Here is an 18,128-nt window from a genome sequence, read left to right as displayed (position 1 = left end):
ACGGCGTGCCCCGGCAATCCCCTGACACAGGCTTTCTTTCATGTCCCTTCGCAATATCGCCATCATCGCGCACGTCGATCATGGCAAGACCACCCTTGTTGACCAGCTTTTCCGCCAGTCCGGCACCTTCCGCGACAACCAGCGCGTCGAAGAACGCGCGATGGATTCGAACGATCTCGAAAAAGAGCGCGGCATCACCATTCTGGCCAAGTGCACCTCGATCGAATGGGACGACCAGCAGGGCAACCTGACCCGCGTCAATATCGTCGACACCCCGGGCCACGCCGACTTCGGCGGCGAAGTGGAACGCATCCTCTCGATGGTCGATGGCGTGATCCTGCTCGTCGACGCTGCCGAAGGCGCGATGCCGCAGACCAAGTTCGTCACCGGCAAGGCGCTGGCTCTGGGCCTCAAGCCGATCGTCGTCGTCAACAAGATCGACCGTCCCGATGGCCGCCCGCAGGAAGTGCTCGACGAAGTGTTCGACCTGTTCGTCAGCCTCGAAGCCAATGACGAGCAGCTCGATTTCCCCGTGCTCTTCGCCTCGGGCCGCAACGGCTATTGCGGCGATACACCCGAAGTGCGCGAAGGCACGCTGGAGCCGCTGTTCAAGAAGATCGTCGAGCATGTTCCCGCACCGTCGGCCGACCCCGATGGTCCGTTCAAGTTCCTCGTCACCTTGCTCGACCGCGACAACTTCCTTGGCCGTATCCTCACCGGTCTGGTGTTCTCGGGTTCGGTCAAGACCAACCAGCAGATCCACGCGCTCGATCCCGATGGCAACATCGTCGAGACCGGCCGTGCATCCAAGATCATGGCGTTCCGCGGTCTTGAGCGCGTTCCCGTCGACGTCGCCAATGCCGGCGACATCATCTCGATCGCGGGCCTGACCACCGCGACCGTCGCCAACACCATCTGCGAGCCGACCGTGACCGAGCCGCTGCACGCGCAGCCGATCGATCCGCCGACGCTGTCGATGCGCTTTGCGGTGAACGACAGCCCGTTTGCGGGCCGCGAGGGCACCAAGGTGACCAGCCGCATGATCCGCGACCGCCTGATGCGCGAAGCCGAATCGAACGTCGCGATCAAGATCACCGAATCGGCGGACAAGGACAGCTTCGAGGTTGCCGGTCGCGGCGAACTGCAGCTGGGCGTGCTCATCGAGACGATGCGCCGCGAAGGCTTCGAGCTCGGCATCTCGCGTCCGCGCGTGCTGTTCGGCGAAGACGAAAGCGGTTCGCGCACCGAGCCTTACGAGACCGTCGTCATCGACGTGGATGACGAGCATTCGGGCACGGTCGTCGAGAAGATGGCGCAGCGCAAGGCCGAGATGACCGACATGCGTCCCTCGGGCGGCGGCAAGACCCGCATCACCTTCAGCGCACCCTCGCGCGGCCTGATCGGCTATCACGGCGAGTTCCTGTCGGACACCCGCGGCACCGGCATCATGAACCGGCTGTTCGAAAAGTATGGTCCCTACAAGGGCCAGATCACCGGTCGCCAGCTCGGCGTGCTGATCTCGAACGGCACCGGCGACACCGTGGGCTATGCGCTCAACGCGCTCGAAGAGCGCGGCGTGCTGTTCCTCGGATCGGGCGTGCCGGTCTATGAAGGCATGATCATCGGCGAGAACGCCAAGCCCGATGACCTTGAAGTCAACCCGATGAAGTCGAAGCAGCTGACGAACTTCCGTTCGACCGGCAAGGACGACGCCATCCGCCTCACCCCGCCGCGCATGATGAGCCTGGAACAGGCCATCGCGTACATCGACGACGATGAAATGGTGGAAGTGACCCCCAAGAACATCCGTCTGCGCAAGCGCTTCCTCGATCCGAACGAGCGCAAGAAGCAGAGCCGGAAGAAGGAAGCCGCGTAAGCTTCTTCCTCGGCGCAAAAACAAAAAAGGGCCGGTGCAGCGATGCACCGGTTTTTTTTTTCTGGCTGCATGAGCCTCGCCCCTTACCGCGCGAGCAATATCCGCGCCTGGCTGGCGATCTGAGCCAGCATGGCGACGCTGGGGGCGGCGTCCATGCGGGCGCGGTCGACCAGGGTGCGGAACTGCTTGATGCGGGGCAGGTTGGCCTCGGTCCAGCCTGCGACATAATCCTGCGGATCGCTGCCCTTGGCGCGCTGGAGGAAATCGAGCCGCATCTGCTGGAAATCGCGCGCGAGGCCCGAGACCAGCAGCCGCTCCCACGGATCGCTGGGCGACATGCGCGCGGCGGTCATCTGCGTCCAGTCGAGCCCCAACGTCGCGCCCAGATCGGCAAAGGCCTGGGTGAGCAGCATCGGGTCGGTGGCGCTGGTGCTGGCCAGATTGGCAAGCCCCGCCGCGCCGTCCAGCCCGGTCAGCCGCACGATGTGCGCGGCGTGGACGGAGGATGCGCCCTGGCCAACCAGATCCTGAGCCTGACGCGCCGCCTGCAGCCGCGCCTCGGCATTGAGCAGATTGTCCATCTGCGCGATCAGCGCATCCACCCCGGGCTTGAGCGCGGCGACGATCGCGCCGGGCATCAGGCCGTCGGCGCTGGCGCGCAGCACATCGGCGATGTGCACGCGCACGATGTTGGCGGTGGCATCGAACAGCATCAGGCGAACCTGCTCGTCCATCTCGGCATGGTCGAACTCGGCCCAGATCGCAGGCAGCGCGAACAGCCGTTCGGCCGCGATGAAGGCGCAGGCGACATCGCCCAGCGTGCAGCCTTCCTCCTCGGCTAGCTCGAACGGGTGGATCAGCCCCAGCCGGTTGATCATGCGGTTGGCCAGCTTGGTGGCGATGATCTCGCCGCGCAGCTGGTGCTGCATCAGCACATCGCCATAGGCCTCGCGCATCTGCGGCGGGAAGGCGGCAAGCAGCTCGGGCCGCATCGTGGGATCATCGGCGAGCGGAATGCGCTCGATTGCGTCCTGCAGCGTCAGCTTGGCAGTGGAGAGCACGACGGCGAGCTCGGGCCGGGTGAGGCCATGGCCCTCCTGCGCGCGGCGCTTGAGCGTGGCATTGTCGGCCAGCCCCTCGACCTTGCGGTCGAGCCGGCCGTGTTCCTCGAAATGCTCGATCAGCCGGATATACGAGGGCAGGGCCTTGACCCCGGCACGCTCGGCGATGGAGAGACCCAGCGCCTGCAGCCGGTTGTCCTCGAGCACCAGCATCGAGACATCGTCGGTCATCGAGGCGAGCAGCGCGTTGCGCGAAGGCTCGTCGAGCAGCCCGGCGCGCATGACAGCAGCGAGGCCGATCTTGATGTTGACCTCGTTGTCCGAGCAATCGACGCCCGCGGAATTGTCGATGAAATCGGTGTTGATCCGTCCGCCCAGCATCGAGAAGGCGATGCGCGCGGCCTGGGTGACGCCAAGGTTGGCGCCTTCGCCGACAACCTTGCAGCGCAACTGCTCGGCGTTGATGCGAAGCTGATCGTTGGAGGGATCGCCGACGTCGATGTTGTTCTCTGACGCGGCCTTGATGTAGGTGCCGATGCCGCCGAACCACAGCAGATCGACCTCGGCGCGCAGGATCGCGGAGATCAGCGCGGCCGGTTCGATCTCGTCGCCCTCGAGCCCCAGCATCGCCTTGACCTCGGCGGTCAGCGGGATCGATTTCATCGCACGCGGGAAGACGCCGCCGCCCTTGGAGATCAATGCCTTTTCGTAATCGTCCCAGCTCGACCGGGGCAGGGCGAACATCCGCTGGCGCTCGGCCCAGCTTGCGGCTGTGTCGGGGTCGGGATCGAGGAAGATGTGGCGATGGTCGAACGCTGCGACCAGTTTGATCGATTTCGACAGCAGCATGCCGTTGCCGAACACGTCGCCCGACATGTCGCCGCAGCCTGCGACGCGCACCGGATCGGACTGCACATCGACGCCCATTTCGGCAAAGTGGCGCTGGACCGAGACCCAGCCACCCTTGGCGGTGATGCCCATCGCCTTGTGGTCATAGCCCTGGCTTCCGCCCGAGGCGAACGCATCGCCCAGCCAGAAGTCGAACTCGGCAGCGATGCCGTTGGCGGTGTCGGAGAAGGTCGCGGTGCCCTTGTCGGCGGCGACCACGAAATACGGGTCCTCGCCATCATGCACCACGACCTGCGCCGGGTGCACCACCTTGCCGTCGACGATGTTGTCGGTGATCGACAGCAATGTGCGGATGAAGGTCTTGTAGGCGTCCTTGCCGCCGTTGAGCCAGCCTTCGCGGTCGGTCGCGGGATCGGGGAGCTGCTTGGGGAAGAAGCCGCCCTTGGCACCGGTCGGCACGATCACCGCGTTCTTGACGCGCTGTGCCTTCATCAGGCCGAGTACCTCGGTGCGGAAGTCGTCGCGCCGGTCGGACCAGCGCAGCCCGCCACGCGCCACGGGGCCGGCGCGCAGATGGATGCCCTCGACCTGAGGCGAATAGACGAACATCTCGCGCCAGGGCAGGGGCGCGGGCAGGCCCGGGACCTTGGCACTGTCGATCTTCATCACCATCGCCAGGCTTGCGGCAGGCGCAAAGGCATTGGTGCGCAGGATCGCCATCACCAGCGCGCGCACCATGCGCAGCAGCCGGTCGTCGTCGATCGCGGAGACCTGGGTCAGCCCGCTAGTGATCGCGGCGAGGTTCGCCTGGGTTGCCGCCTCGCGGTCCCCGGTGAACGCCGGATCGTGCCGCGCGATGAACAGCGCGATCAGCGCATGCGCGATGTCGGGCGCATCATGCAGCGCATCGACCACGGTGCCAATGCCATAGGGCAGCCCCGCCTGGCGCAGATAGCGATACCAGGCGCGTAGCCAGATCACCGCGCGCTGCTCGAGCCCGGTGGCGGCGATCAGCCGGTTGAACGGATCGTTCTCCGCCTTGCCTTCGAGCGTTCCCGAAATCGCCGCCTCGATCGCGCCCGCGCGCAGCATCAGCGATTCGGCATCGCCGGTTCCGCGCAGGTTCAGCAGGAAATCGTGGATATGGCCGCTATCGTCCGCGCCCAGCGCGGTGGGCACCTCTTCCAGCACGTCGAAGCCGAAATTCTCCAGCGCGGGCACGGTCTGCGACAGCGGAATCGCGCCGGTGAGGCTGTATAGCTTGAGCCGCAGATGCTGCGCAGCATCGTCGGCGCGGCGGTACAGGCGCGCTCCGTGGCGCTCCGGGCTGTCCAGATCGCGCAGCCGGACGATGTCGAGCGCGGCCTCCTTGGGTCCGCAATCGCTGCGATAGGCCATTGGGAACTGCGGTGCATAGCGGCTGGCGAGCGCTGCGGCGCGGCTGTCCTCGCCCAGCGCGATCAGCGCTTCCTCGACCGAAGGTTCCCAGCCGCGCACCATCGCGCGCAGCGCCGAATCGAGCGCGGCGTCATCGACCGCGGCGGCCCCATCGCGCATGTCGATGACATAGCGGATCAGCGCGATCTCGCCGTCCTCAAGCGAGATCGACCAGCTCAGCGTCTTGCCGCCCGATGCTTCGAGCACCATCCGCTCGATCGCCTCGCGGCGGCCGGTGGAGACCTCGTCGCGCGGCAGCCAGGCGAACACGAACAGGTGGCGCCTGAGCGAGGATTGCACCGTCACCAGCTTGGAGCGGGGGCGGTCGGCGAGCGACATCGCGGTGAGCGCGACGCGCTCCAGGTTTTCGAGGCTGAACGCGATCAGCAGGTCGTGCGGCAGCGCGGTGAGCGCATGCGACAGCGCCTTGCCGGCATGGCCGTTGGGTGAAAAGCCGAACTTGTCCATCAACAGCTTGAGATGCGCGCGCAGCACGGGGACGCGCTCGGGCGCGGCGGCAAGCGCGGCGCTGGTCCAGATGCCGCCATGCACCGACAAAGCGGCGACGCGGCCATCCTCCCAGATCGGAAGGATGACGAGGTCCAGCGGCGCGCGGCGGTGCACGGTGGAGATGAAGTTGGACTTGATGATCAGCGGCGCGGCCTTGCCGCTTTCGAACCAGGCAAAGGCCTGATCGAACGAATGCGCCGCGAGCAGCGGCTGGTCGTTGATCCGCGCGATGCCGAGCGGCGCCTCGGCGCTGCCATCGCGGCGATAGCGCAGATGCGCCAGCTGGGTCATGTTGCGGTCGAGGAACCAGCGCAGCAGCGCCGCGCCCTCGCCATCGGCCATCGCGGCGGCATCGGCGGCCATCGCCGCCTGCAGCATCGGCCAGTCGGTCACCGCCGCGCGGACGTCCGCCATCGCGCCCATAAGCGCGGTTTCCAGCGCCTTGCGCTGCCGGGCATCGGCGCGCTCGACTTCAAGATAGACCACCGATTCGCGGCGTTCGCCCGGAGCCTCGTCGGTATAGATTTCGCTGAGCAGCCCATCGGCATCGCGGCGCAGCGCGACCACGGGGTGGATCACCCGGTCGATTGCCAGGCCGAAGCGCGAGATCGCCGCGGCAATCGAATCGACCAGAAACGGCATGTCGTCGTTGATGATCGCCAGCCGCATGTGGCGGTGGCCGGTCTGGCCGGGTATCGATTCGATCGTCAGCACGGTGTCGGAAGACGGGCGACGGGACATCGCGCGCAGCGCGAAATCGGCCGCCTCGCTGCACGCCGCGTCGTCAAATCCCTCATTCTCTCCGGGCAGCGCGCCCTTGAGGAATGCGTCGGCCAGCACCGCGCGCAATCTGGCGTGCTGCTGGGGATCGATCAGGGGGGTGGCATTGGAAGATACGCTGGAGCCCGCGTCCGCACCGGACGCTGCAATCGGGGTTTCGGCCATGTGTTCCTCGTGCCCGCGTGCGCGCTGTATTGCCGCATCTCTGCCGGGTCTGCTGCCTGCGGCTTATGCGCCAATCAACGCTGGTTCTCAAGCGCACAGCACGGGGGGACGGGCAAATGCGCGTAATTTTCTTTCGGTCAGTCGATTAAATGTTGCGGCGCCTGCATGGCGAGCTCGCGCGCTTATCGGGCGACGCGGCGCATCACCTTGTCGGCCAGCGGGTCGTCCTCGCCCACCATCCCGACGATGCCAAGCGCGCCGGCCTCGTCGCGCCGAGCCACCAGCACAACGAACTCCGCATCGCCGATATCCAGCGCGGCGAGCGGCGTCGGCGCACTGGTGCGCAGCCGCTGGCGGGTTTCCAGCTTGCGGCCGGCATCGCCTGTGCCGTCGTCCTTGGCGCGGCGCGCCTTGCGTTCCTGCTGCACGATCGCCTTGAGACCGCCGGGCTGCTGCGCCAGCATCTCGGCAAGGCCGCCGCGCGGAATATCGCGGCGCATCGCATGGCTGAGCACGCAGGCATATTCGGCCAGCCGCGTCTTGTCGTACTGCGCACCGAAGACCAGCTTGACCAGCGGCGTCATCGGCGCGCGCGCCTGGGCGGAAAGGCCGCTTTCGCTGAGCAGTTCGGCATAATCGTCCGGACGACCGCGCGCGGCGATGGCAAAGTCATAGGCACGGCCGATCGCGGCATATAGCGAGCTGCGCGAGCGTTCCTCGGTGGCCAGCGCCGCCTCGACATGCGCGCGGGCATAGTCCAGCAGATCGGCAAGCGCCGCATCGCCGCCGGGCATGTCGACCGCGGGGAAGGCATTGGCGATCTGCGCATCTGCCGAGCCGCCAAAGCCGACCTCGGCCAGGCCATCGTCCAGATCGGCAAACAGCGTGTAGCCATCGAGCGGCAGCGGCTCTTCGAACGCGCCCAGGTCCAGTTCGCCCGGGGCGAGGCTCTGCGCGGGATCGTCCTCCCACACCGGCAGCGCGGGCTTGCGCGGCGCCTGCTTGACCGCTTCGTCGATCTGCAGGATCAGCTCTTCGGTCAGCGTCTTGTCTGCCAGTTCCTTCCAGTTGATCACGCCATAGACAAAGTCGATGCTGTCATCGTCGGTGGAAAAGGGCAGCAGGATGCCGCGGTACATGATCGTCGAGCCACGATCGTTGATATATTCCGCCTCGAACCCGATCGGCGCCTGGTTGGCCAGGATCTGCATGTAATGATCGGTGATTCGCGACAGCAGCGAGCGGCCGGGGACCTCGTCGAGATAGGCGACGGCATCGTCGAGATTGCACTCGTCACGCAGCGCCTTGCCGATGAACGGGATGGCGGGATTTTCGATTCCGGAAGTGAAATCGAGCAGCACGCTGTTGGGACCGAAGTCCTCGATATTCTCCGGATCAAGATCCTCGATCGACGGAAATACGCGGTTTCCCAGCAGCTTGGCCCAATAGTTATAGGCACGCACATGCATGCGCCGCTCATCGCTGCCAAAGGACTGGGGCGGGTCCATCAGCGCTTCGTCATCGGTTTCGGCGGCTGCCGACGCAGACAGTGCGTCGTCTGCGTCGTCATGGCCGTTCATGCCATCGCGATATCCGCGCAGAGTATCCATTGATCGGTCCCAACCAGTTTTTCAGACCTGCAATGTGCCGCAAGGGAGTAAAGCTAGGGTTAACCGCGCGGTCACATTTCGCGCAACCTGCCGCCAGACCGCGCTCAGCCCGCAGCAGTACCGGCGCTGTCGCGCAGAGGCCATCCAAGACGGCCGGGAATGCAGCTGCGAACGCGGCTTGCATCCGGCCCAAGCTGCTGTTAACGGCACACCCGCACACCGGCCGGCACCCGCCGAGCCCAGCGCCGCTTTAGCTCAGTTGGTAGAGCACATCATTCGTAATGATGGGGTCACGTGTTCGAGTCACGTAAGCGGCACCACCACCCCTTCCCAAAGCGTCCCAAAACGTTGATTTTCTGAGGGTTTCGAGCTATTTTGTTCGCGACTGGAATCTCGCTTTGTTCCAAATTTTCCCCCAGATTTCGTTAATTTGGCGGCACAATTGGGGGCATTGCGACAGGAAAAAGCGGGGTACCCCCAAATGTCTCTCAAAGCCGCAGAAATCAGAGGGTTTCAGCCGATTGATACCGTCTACCGTAAGTCCGACGACAAAGGCCTCTATCTTGAGATTCGGTCGAACGGTTCGAAGCACTGGTTCGTGAAATACAGGTTCACGGATCCGAAAGAGGTTGTCGCTTGGAAGCTGGCCTGAGGTGTCGCTAACCGACGCACGCGAACGCCGTGACGATGTCCGCAAAATGATCAGGGCAGGCGACGATCCGCTGCATTCCCGCAAAATGGAGATGATCAGGGCGCGCCTGTCGGCTGACGCCAGCTTTCAGTCATTTGCAGCGGACCTGATTGCAGTTCGGTTTGTTGCCAGCCAAAAGGCTGAGGTCACCATCGAGAAAGCACGCTGGCATCTATCGCATTTGACGCCAACCATCGGTCCTCGTCCTATCGACGCGGTTGAGCCCGCAGAGCTGTTGGCTGTGCTCAAAAAGATCGAAAAGGCGGGCAAGCGTGAAACGGCGGTACGTACCAAGGCCTTCGCCAGCCGCGTTTTTCGGCACGGTGTCGCGATGGCATTATGCAAGCATGATCCGGCAGCAATGCCTGGTGGTGCACTGGCCACGCCAAGTGTCACGCATCGTGCCGCGCTGCTTGAGCCTCATCCCGCTTTCGGGGCAGCGCACCAGCTATGCTCTGACCGATGACTGGTAGAGAATGCGAATGGCAGCTTTTGGCAAGGTGAGGCGAGGTCGGGCCGGTCGCCAACGCCGCATTCTCCCGCCCTGCGCTTCAGGTCCTTGCGACAGGTGTCCACCGACCCGACCTGACCGTGCATTCGCAGGCAAGGTCATTCATCGATGCCGATCAACCTGAAGCGAGTGTTATGGTGCGATATCTGACCAAGCACTGTTGCCATCTGGCTTTGCGTCGATCAACATCATCTGGCCGGACGCGACGTTGCGATTTGGCTGAAGGAAGAACGCCGATGTTGATGCGCGATCTCGGTATCATTCCTGCCCAACAGACGGGCGGTGCGAGTGATGAGTCCAGCCCCTATGTCAATCTGAGCCGCCGCGCCTTTGTTGGCGGGACGGGGCTTTTCGTCCTCGGGGTGGCGCTGGCAGGATGCTCGAGCTATGTCGAGCCCAAGATCGACGCGGGCGCCTTCGATCTGCCCGATGCCGGGCCCAGCCCGCTGACCGAAGTGAATGGCGGCGACGCCACGCCGGCGCTCTGGATCGCGATCGACAAGGATGGTGCGGTCAAGATCACCTGCCACCGTTCGGAGATGGGTCAGCAGGTCTGGACCTCGATGGCGCAGATCGTGGCCGATGAGCTCGAGGCCGACTGGGCCAATGTCGAGATCGTTCAGGCCGAAGGGCACGAGCGCTATGGCGACCAGAACACCGATGGTTCGCGCTCGGTGCGTTTCAATTTCCACCGGTTGCGGGTCGCTGGAGCCGCCATGCGGCAGATGCTGGTCGCTGCCGCCGCGCTCTACTGGAAACTGCCGCAGGATCAGTGCTCGGCCAAGGGCGGTCTGGTCAGCAATACGCAGAACAGCGACACTTTGTCCTATGGCAATCTGGCCGAACTGGCCGGGCGGCTCGAGATACCCGCCGAGGCCGACATCAAGCTCAAGACCCCCAAGGAATGGCGCTACATCAACAGCGAAATTCCCTCGCTGACGGTGCCGCGCATCGTCACGGGGCAGAGCACCTACGGGATCGATGTTCAGCGTCCGGGTATGGTCCATGCGGTGGTCGCCCGGCCGCCGCAGCTGTTCGGCAGGGTCGGCAGCGTCGACGACACGAAAGCGCGCGCGGTCGCAGGTGTGCTGAGCACCGTGCGCCTGCCCGATGCCAAGCCGCCAGCCGAGTTCCAGGCACTGGGCGGCGTGGCGGTGGTCGCGCGCGATACCTGGGCCGCAATTGAAGGACGCCGCGCGCTGGAGATCGCATGGCAGGACGGACCCAATGCCGGCTATGATTCGGAAAGCTATGCCAGGCAGTTGCTGGCCACGGCACGCAGCAGCGGCAAGGTGCGCCGCGCGCGCGGCGATGTGGCGGCAGCGCTCGCTTCGGCGAAAACAAGGGTCGCGGCGGAATATTACGCGCCGCACCTCAACCAGTCGCCGATGGAGCCGCCGAGCGCGACCGCAGAGTGGGACGGCGATCGGCTCGAATGCTGGGCCTGCGTGCAGGATCCGCAAGGCACGCGCGAGACGCTCGCCAAGGCGCTGGGGATCGACAAGGAGAACATCAAGGTCACACCGACCTGGCTGGGCGGGGCCTTCGGGCGCAAGTCGAAGCCCGATTTCGTGATAGAGGCGGCATTGATCGCGCGCGAGGTCGGCAAGCCGGTCAAGGTAACCTGGACACGCGAAGATGATGTGCAGCATGGCTATTATCACTCGGTCAGCGCGCAATATTGTGAGGCCGGGCTCGACATGGACGGCACATGCACCGCGTGGCTGCATCGCACGGTCTTTCCGCCGATCAGCTCGACCTTCGACAATGCGGTGAACGAGCCGAGCGACGGCGAGTTGAGCATGGGTGCGACGGATGTGCCGTTCGCCATGCCCAACCTGCAGGTCGAATCGGGCGATGCCAAGGCCCATGTCCGCATCGGCTGGCTGCGCTCGGTCGCCAACATCTACCACGCCTTTGCGGTGCAGAGCTTCGCTGCCGAACTCGCTTATGCTGCCGGGCGCGATCAGAAGGACTATCTGCTCGAGCTGATCGGCCCGGCGCGCAAGCTGGACCCGGGCAACGAAGGCGCCGAATACGGCAATTACGGTGGCTCGCTCGAGGATTATCCGATCGATACCGGTCGCTTGCGGCACGTCGCGGAAAAGGCTGCGGCCATGGCCAAATGGGGACGCAAACTGCCCAAAGGCCGGGGCCTGGGGATTGCGGTTCACCGCTCGTTTTTAACCTATGTCGCCACGGTGATCGAAGTGGCGGTGGGCGCTGACGGCACGATCCGCATTCCGGGCGTGTGGCTTGCAGTGGATGCGGGAACCGTGATCAACCCCCGCCATGTGCGCGCACAGATGGAAGGCGGCACCATCTATGGGCTGTCGAACGCACTCTACGGTGCGATTACCGCGAATAACGGTGCGATTGTTGAGGACAATTTTCCAAGCTGGCGGCTGATGCGGATGGGCGAGGCACCGCGGGAGTTCAAGGTGGAGATCATCGCGTCAAACGCGCCCCCCGGCGGGGTCGGTGAACCCCCAACGCCGCCAGCTGCGCCTGCGCTCGCCAATGCGATATTCGCCGCGACCGGACACCGGCTGCGCACGCTGCCGTTCATCGGGGCAGACGGCAGCAAGCTCATCATGCCCGCACGGCCGACCGCGTAGGACAAGGAGGCAAGCATGGCCATTACCCTGAAGATCAACGGCAAATCCGTAACCGTCGATGCTGCGCCGGGCACGCCGCTGTTGTGGGTGCTGCGCGACCACCTGCAGATGACCGGCACCAAGTTCGGTTGCGGGGTCGCACAATGCGGAGCCTGCACCGTGCATGTCGACGGTCAACCGACCCGCGCCTGCATCACCCCGCATGATTCGCTCGACGGCGCCAAGATCACGACGATCGAGGGCGTTGAAGGCGGCGCAGTCGATGCCATTCGCAAGGCATGGATTGCCAATGATGTGCCCCAGTGCGGCTATTGCCAGTCCGGCCAGATCATGGCGGCGACCGCTCTGCTGCGGGACAATCCGACCCCGGATGACGCTGCCATCGACGAGGCAATGAGCGGCAATCTGTGTCGTTGCGCGACCTATATGAGCATCCGGCGCGCCATCAAGGAAGCCGCGTCCATGGCCTGATTGCTGCAGCCAGTTATCGCTTCGGTGTCGATGTCTGAATGGCGGGTTCCAGACACGAGGTGTTGGAAAGCTGCCGTTGCATCTGCCACTTAGCAGTTGGCGGCTCTCGACCCAGTCTCGGTCGTTCCCGATCGTTCGCGATGACGTCTGCTACAGCCAAAAGCCGCCATACGGCTTTCACGACCGCATATTGTCCACGCTCATGGCTCGAACTGAGTGGATTAGCGAATGTCCGCAATGCAGAGGTCGGAAGCTAGTTTGATATCTGCGCTGGCTGTCTGGGACGCGAGAGACAAAACTCAAAAATCCGCCGACAGCGACAGGCTGAATCTGCGCGAGGGGATAAACTGGAAACCACCGCCGCCTGTGACGTTCCACCCGAAGGTGTTGGTCAGGTTTGCAATCTGCGCGCGCACCTCGGCGGGGCTGCGCCCCAGCTTGAAGCGGTGGCGCGTGCCCAGATCGATAGTCGCCCGCTCGGGAATGAACAGGCTGTTGTCGATCCGCGCCGCTCGGTCACCGGTGTAGTTGATACCCAGATCGACCGACAGAGCATCCAGGGCGGGTGGCTGATAATCGACCCTGAGGTCGAGGGTCGTGCCCACGCGGCCCAGCGGGCGTTCGCCCAAGCGGCCTTGCTCGACCGCCTCGCCGGTAACGCGGGGGCGCATCAGCATTGCACCTGCAACCACGTTAAGGCCTGGCAGGGGCTTGGCGGTGAGCGAAATCTCCGCCCCCTATGCTTCACATCGCCCAGCACCCGGAAGACATTGTCGGCGTCGAGCTCGAAATAGGGACGGCGCACGTCGAACAGACCTGCGATCAGCTTGACGTCCTTCGTCAGCGTCCAGCGCACCCCCGCCTCGACCTGCCGGGTGCGCAGCGCGGGCAGGGACAGGTTGGCGTTGGCGGCAAAGGATGGCGCGGTACCGCTTTCCTCGAGCCCGCGGGTGGTGGCGGCGTAAAGCACAATGCCATCCATCGCGGTCAGCACCGCCGAGGCATTCCAGAGGATTGGGCTGTCGGCGTTGGCGGTGGGCGCAAGGCCGGGCGCGCGCACCTTCTTGCGGTATCGGGTCTTCTGCAGACCGAAATTGATCTCTCTCAGGCCCTGCCACTGCATTTCATAGCCGAGCGCGCCGGTCTCCTGGCGTATCTCGTCGCGGGTGAGCGCGCCAAAAGCCACATCCGGCTCAGGCACCGAATCTGCGACATCGATCGCGCCAGGGCCAAGGCTGCGAAAGGCAAAGCCGCCCAGATCATCGTCCACGCGGCGAAAGCGCGCCGAGGCCAGCAGGTGGTGGCAGCGCGGGCCCTCGGTAAACTCTCGCTCGACAAGCAGTTCACCCGAATAGGATTGCGACACCTGATCGCGCCCCAACAGCACCTGCCGCTCTGTCCTGCCATGGGCGTCTGTTCTCGCGAAGAGGTTTGCCCCGAACTGGTCGATGGTGAAGCGAGAGGAGAACAGGCCCAGCCCGATTTGCCACGGCCCGCGATCGACCTTCGCCATGGCGCCGAAATTCTGCGGATGTCCCGCCCAGTCGGCCCAGTCCTGCCCGCAGAAGCGGTTGCGGGCGATGCGGCGGGGGAGGAAGGCGCCGGAAGTGAAGATCACCGGAGTCGTCTCCTCGTCGAAATAGTCGTAGCGGCTGAAGAAGCCTGTCACCTCCACGCCCTTGGCAGGCCGCCAGCGCGCGATGCCGCCATAGCGCACGAACCAGAAATCGGCTCCGTCGGGGTACACGAGTTCCTCCACCCCTGCGCCGCGAAGGCGGAGAAGCCGCGCACATTGCCGCCGTTGTAGAGCCCGATCGTCTCATCCCCGACGCTGGTGCCGAAGGCGTCCGAGGCCTGAGTGATGACGTTCTCTTCCGAGCGGTTGACCAGCGCAATGTTGGCGCCGACGTCACGCTCCCGAGCGGTTGTCGCATCCGCTTGCTCCGAGGCGGGCGGATTGCTGCCTTGCGCCGCTGCCGGACGGAGCGGGGCCAGCAGAAGCGCTGATGCCAGCAGCGCCGCGCTTCGCAATGGCGCCGTCGTCACGCGAGCTTGAGGCGCGCGAAGCGCCGACCTGCCAGAAGCATCAGACCGGTGGCAAGCGCGGCAAGGGTCGCCATCGCACCCCAGGGCATCACGCGCACGGGCGACCAGGCGAAACGCGGCATCTCCTCGGCGTCTGCGGCCCCGATGATGGCGCCGCGCTCCACGAACTCGCCGCCGAACCGGCGCAGCGCGGTGCGGTATTGCTCGCTTGCGGTACGAAAGCCCTGCCCCCCGGCAGCATCGGTTCCGGCAGCCTCTTCCAGCGCGTGCTTGGCCACCAGCGCGGGCGAGGCCCACGACAGCGCCTCGGCGAAGCGCTGCTGGGCGGTGAGCTGCTCGGTGAAGCGCCGGTCAATCGGGGCAGTCGCCGCCTCGACCTTCTGCGCCACCTCCCAGGTCTTGCGGATCGAGGCAAGGCGGCCTTCGAATTCGCCCGATGCGATCTCCGGGTGATCGTTCTCGTAGGCCTCGGTCGAGGCGATCTCGGCGGCGCGGGCGGCGGCGATCTGCTCGAAGCGTGATGGCGGCGGGTAGCTGGCCTGCACGATGGCCGAAAACGCTGCGGGCAGCACCAGCGTGACGAGCGCCCACAGCGCGACCAGCGTGAAGGCTGCGGTCTCGGCGCCGATGTCGAAAGAGTTGATCCACGCCCCGCACGCGGCCCACAGCAGCAGGAACAGGACCGCCACCAGCAGCCATACACTCGCCGCCTGCCAGCGACCTGCCACATCCGGCCCGCTCGGCAGTTGCACGAGCACCGCCGCCGCGATCATCAGCAGCACCAGCGCAAGGCGCGGGAGAATGCGAGCGATCACCAGACGCACCGGATCGCCAGCCTGCGCCACGATCAGGCGGGCCATGCCGCTGTCGCGGTCGGCAGCGAACAGGCTGTAAAGCAGGCCGATCAGCACCAGCGGCGCAAGCACCACCACCACGAAACCGAGGTCGATCCCGCCGCGCACCAGCAGCTCCGGGTTCTCGAGCCCGCTGCGCTGGAACAGCGTGTCGCGGCCGGTGCGCATGGTGACCGTGGCGGTATAGGGATCGAGCGCCGCGCGCCCGACGCTCAGTTCGGGAAGCAGGGGAAGCGGAGCAATTAGCACCTGGCGCAGGCGATAGGGCGTGAGGATCGCCTCCTCGGGGGGCAGTTCGGCATCGGCCAACCGCTCGCGCAATTGTTCGGCCGCCTCGCTCTGACGGAGTTGGGCGGCGGCCCGACCGTCGATCTGGCCCTGCATCAGCGCCGCGCCGGACAGGCAGGCCAGCGCCAGCGCGCCCGCAAGAACTGCTAACAGGGCCAGCGCCGCGCGGTCGCGTAGCATCACGCGGAGCTCAAGCGCGATCATCCCGAGCACCCTATTGCCCCGCACCGTTGAGCCGCTGTGCCGAACGCAGCACTAGAACCATCGCCCCTGCCAGCCAGACCAGCAGGATCAGCGCCTCGCGCCACAGTCCGGCAAGCGTCTCGCCCAGCGACGGCGGGACGAAGGCAAAGTCCTCGACCTCGGACCACAGCTGCGGATCAGCGAGATAATCGAAGTCTGCACCAGCGCCGTTGCGGATCAGATCGGTGTTGAGCTGCGTCACCACCGCCCGGCGGCGGCTTTCGGCCTGTTCCTGAAAGGCGATCTGATGCGGCATGTCGGTGCCGCTCAGCGCCATGGAGATGTTCTGCAGGGCGGGCAGCGGGGAGACAAGACTTGCCCAGCGCAGCACCGCACGCTGGGCATCGTAGACGGCGAAGAGCGCGCGGAACTTCTCGTCATAGACCTGGTTGCCGAGCCGCTCGTCCTCCTCGAGCTGGAGACCGCCGAAGCTGACCGGCAGGTCCTCGATCCGGCTGCCCCCGTATTGCGCCATCATCTTGGCCGCAAAGGTGTCCATCCCCTCGGCGAAGGGGCTGGGATAGGCCGCCTTGGCCGCAGCGACATCGGCCCAGAACTGCTCGCCGGTGGGTGCCGGGGCGGCGTAGTCGGCAAGAGAAGCGGCGGCGCGCGGGGTCAGCACGATAGCGAAGAGCCACAGCCCCGCGAGCATCATCAGCGCCTGCCCCGAGGAGCGCGCGTGCAGCGACACCGTCACAGCGATCGCCGCCACGATCGCCAGGAAAGCGCCATAGGCTATGAGCCATACGGCCAGCCGTGCCGGATCGATGGGCCCCGCACCCGCGGCGGCGATCACCCCGACGAGGCTGATCACGCCGCCCAGCGCCAGCGTCACCGCGCCGACCGAGGCGAGCTTGGCCCTGACAAGGTTTGCCGCGCCCACCCCGCTCGCCAGCATCAGCCGCAGCGTTCCCCGCTCCCGCTCGCGCGCGACGCAGCTGGCGGCGATGACGGCGACGAGCAGCGGCATAAGCATCTGCAGCACCCAGGCGAGGCTGAAGTCCCCGCTCGGCAGGATCACGGTCTGATCGTCGACCGGCCGGGCGACCGCCGGGTTGCGGTTGTGCGCCTCCATCCACACCGCGCTGCCCGAAAAGGCCGCGATACCGGGATCGAGCACCGCCTGTGCGGTGAGCGGCTTGAACGCCCATTTCGAGAAATGCGCCGCACTGTGGGGATTGCGTGCGCCCTGTCCTTCCCAGGTGGCGCGATCGGCGGCGATGGTGGCGGCGCGGTCCGCTTCATGGGCGTTGATTCGGGCATAAGCGGTCAATAGCGCGGTGACGGCCAGCGCAAGCACCAGCAATGCCATGACAACGACCCGCCGATCACGGCGCAGCTCGCGCAGGTCCTTGGTGAGGATCGCGGCGGTGATGCTCATGCCGCGCGCTCTGCCATGTGGGTGAGGTAAATCGCCTCCAGTTCGCCGGCAGAAAGGGTTGCCGGGTCGATCGTGGCCAGTAGCTGCCCGTGGCGCATGATCCCGATTCGGGTGGCGACATCCTTCGCGCGGAAGATGTCGTGGGTGGAGATCAGCAGCGCCGTGCCGCCCGCAGCGGTCTCGCGCAGCACCGCGACCAGATCATTGGCGGCTGCCGGATCAAGGCCTGACAGCGGCTCGTCGAGCAGGATCGCTTTGGCCCGTTTCATTAGTGCAATCGCAAGGCCCAGCTTCTGGCGCATGCCCTTGGAATAGGTGCCCGCAGGACGATCGATAGCGCCATCGGGGAACCGCAGCCTTGAAAGGATCGCATCCCGCGCGGCACGATCGACCCGCTCGCCAGCCAGCTGCGCGAAGAAATCCAGGTTCTCCGCCCCGGTCAGTGTTGGATAGAGCGCAACGACCTCCGCCACATAGCCAAGCTTCTTGCGTGCTGCAGAAAGATTGCGGGCGACCTCGACACCGTCCACCAGCGCCGCTCCGGCGGATGGTTCCAAAAAGCCGAGGAAGAGGTTGATCGTGGTGGTCTTGCCAGCGCCGTTCGCTCCGAGCAGGCACACAGTCTCGCCCGCCGCGACCTGAAGGTCGAGCCGATCGAGCGCCACAGCCTCGCCAAACTGCTTGGTGAGACCGACCGCTTCGAGCACCTGAGGCTGCGTCGTCATGCTGCCCTCGTC

At 65.4% G+C, this 18,128-nt stretch carries 11 protein-coding genes and 1 tRNA gene; 5 read left to right on the top strand and 7 right to left on the bottom strand.

Going from position 1 to position 18,128, the window contains the following annotated elements; translation table 11 throughout:
* The first annotated feature begins 40 nt into the window (after nucleotides 1-40).
* A complete protein-coding gene (gene typA / locus BSY18_RS09635) occupies nucleotides 41-1,876 on the top strand; it encodes a translational GTPase TypA (RefSeq protein ID WP_054134519.1) in 1,836 nt (611 codons plus the stop codon).
* Between the two features lie 83 nt (nucleotides 1,877-1,959).
* On the opposite strand, the gene BSY18_RS09630 is transcribed toward typA, so the two are convergent.
* Complete coding sequence (locus BSY18_RS09630) at nucleotides 1,960-6,678, bottom strand: NAD-glutamate dehydrogenase (protein ID WP_083231405.1); 4,719 nt, start codon at nucleotides 6,676-6,678, stop codon at nucleotides 1,960-1,962.
* 182 nt (nucleotides 6,679-6,860) lie between these two features.
* Nucleotides 6,861-8,288: a PAS domain-containing protein gene (locus BSY18_RS09625; protein ID WP_069050451.1), complete on the bottom strand. Its 1,428-nt coding sequence runs from the start codon at nucleotides 8,286-8,288 to the stop codon at nucleotides 6,861-6,863.
* Between the two features lie 244 nt (nucleotides 8,289-8,532).
* Between BSY18_RS09625 and BSY18_RS09620 the strand changes: the two genes are divergently transcribed.
* The 4 genes from BSY18_RS09620 (at nucleotide 8,533) to BSY18_RS09605 (ending at nucleotide 12,579) form a co-directional block, all read left to right on the top strand.
* Nucleotides 8,533-8,608: transfer RNA gene (locus BSY18_RS09620), tRNA-Thr, on the top strand.
* Between the two features lie 333 nt (nucleotides 8,609-8,941).
* Nucleotides 8,942-9,445, top strand: coding sequence for a tyrosine-type recombinase/integrase (locus BSY18_RS09615; protein ID WP_069050450.1), 504 nt, complete (start codon nucleotides 8,942-8,944; stop codon nucleotides 9,443-9,445).
* Nucleotides 9,446-9,726: 281 nt separating this feature from the next.
* A complete protein-coding gene (locus BSY18_RS09610) occupies nucleotides 9,727-12,108 on the top strand; it encodes a xanthine dehydrogenase family protein molybdopterin-binding subunit (RefSeq protein WP_083231403.1) in 2,382 nt (793 codons plus the stop codon).
* A gap of 15 nt (nucleotides 12,109-12,123) precedes the next feature.
* The gene (locus BSY18_RS09605) at nucleotides 12,124-12,579 is read left to right on the top strand and encodes a (2Fe-2S)-binding protein (protein WP_069050449.1); all 456 of its coding nucleotides are present in this window, start codon (nucleotides 12,124-12,126) and stop codon (nucleotides 12,577-12,579) included.
* A gap of 299 nt (nucleotides 12,580-12,878) precedes the next feature.
* Here BSY18_RS09605 and BSY18_RS09600 read toward each other — a convergent pair whose 3' ends face one another.
* From BSY18_RS09600 to BSY18_RS09580, 5 genes are all read right to left on the bottom strand, one after another.
* Complete coding sequence (locus BSY18_RS09600) at nucleotides 12,879-13,256, bottom strand: hypothetical protein (protein WP_069050448.1); 378 nt, start codon at nucleotides 13,254-13,256, stop codon at nucleotides 12,879-12,881.
* Nucleotides 13,250-14,326: a TonB-dependent receptor gene (locus BSY18_RS09595; RefSeq protein WP_171900204.1), complete on the bottom strand. Its 1,077-nt coding sequence runs from the start codon at nucleotides 14,324-14,326 to the stop codon at nucleotides 13,250-13,252. Before BSY18_RS09595 ends, BSY18_RS09600 begins: the two co-directional genes overlap by 7 nt.
* 295 nt (nucleotides 14,327-14,621) lie before the next feature.
* A complete protein-coding gene (locus BSY18_RS09590) occupies nucleotides 14,622-15,947 on the bottom strand; it encodes a DUF3526 domain-containing protein (RefSeq protein ID WP_236823514.1) in 1,326 nt (441 codons plus the stop codon).
* A 34-nt stretch (nucleotides 15,948-15,981) separates the two neighbouring features.
* Entirely contained in the window at nucleotides 15,982-17,391 is a 1,410-nt protein-coding gene (locus BSY18_RS09585) for a DUF3526 domain-containing protein (RefSeq protein ID WP_069050445.1), read from the bottom strand.
* A complete protein-coding gene (locus BSY18_RS09580; protein WP_216094722.1) occupies nucleotides 17,388-18,116 on the bottom strand; it encodes an ABC transporter ATP-binding protein in 729 nt (242 codons plus the stop codon). The genes BSY18_RS09585 and BSY18_RS09580 overlap by 4 nt, the downstream gene beginning before the upstream one ends.
* Nucleotides 18,117-18,128: the final 12 nt, after the last annotated feature.

The sequence above is a fragment of the Blastomonas sp. RAC04 genome (genome assembly GCF_001713435.1).
Classification (GTDB): Bacteria; Pseudomonadota; Alphaproteobacteria; order Sphingomonadales; family Sphingomonadaceae; genus Blastomonas; species Blastomonas fulva.
This window is presented reverse-complemented; position numbering and strand designations above follow the sequence as displayed.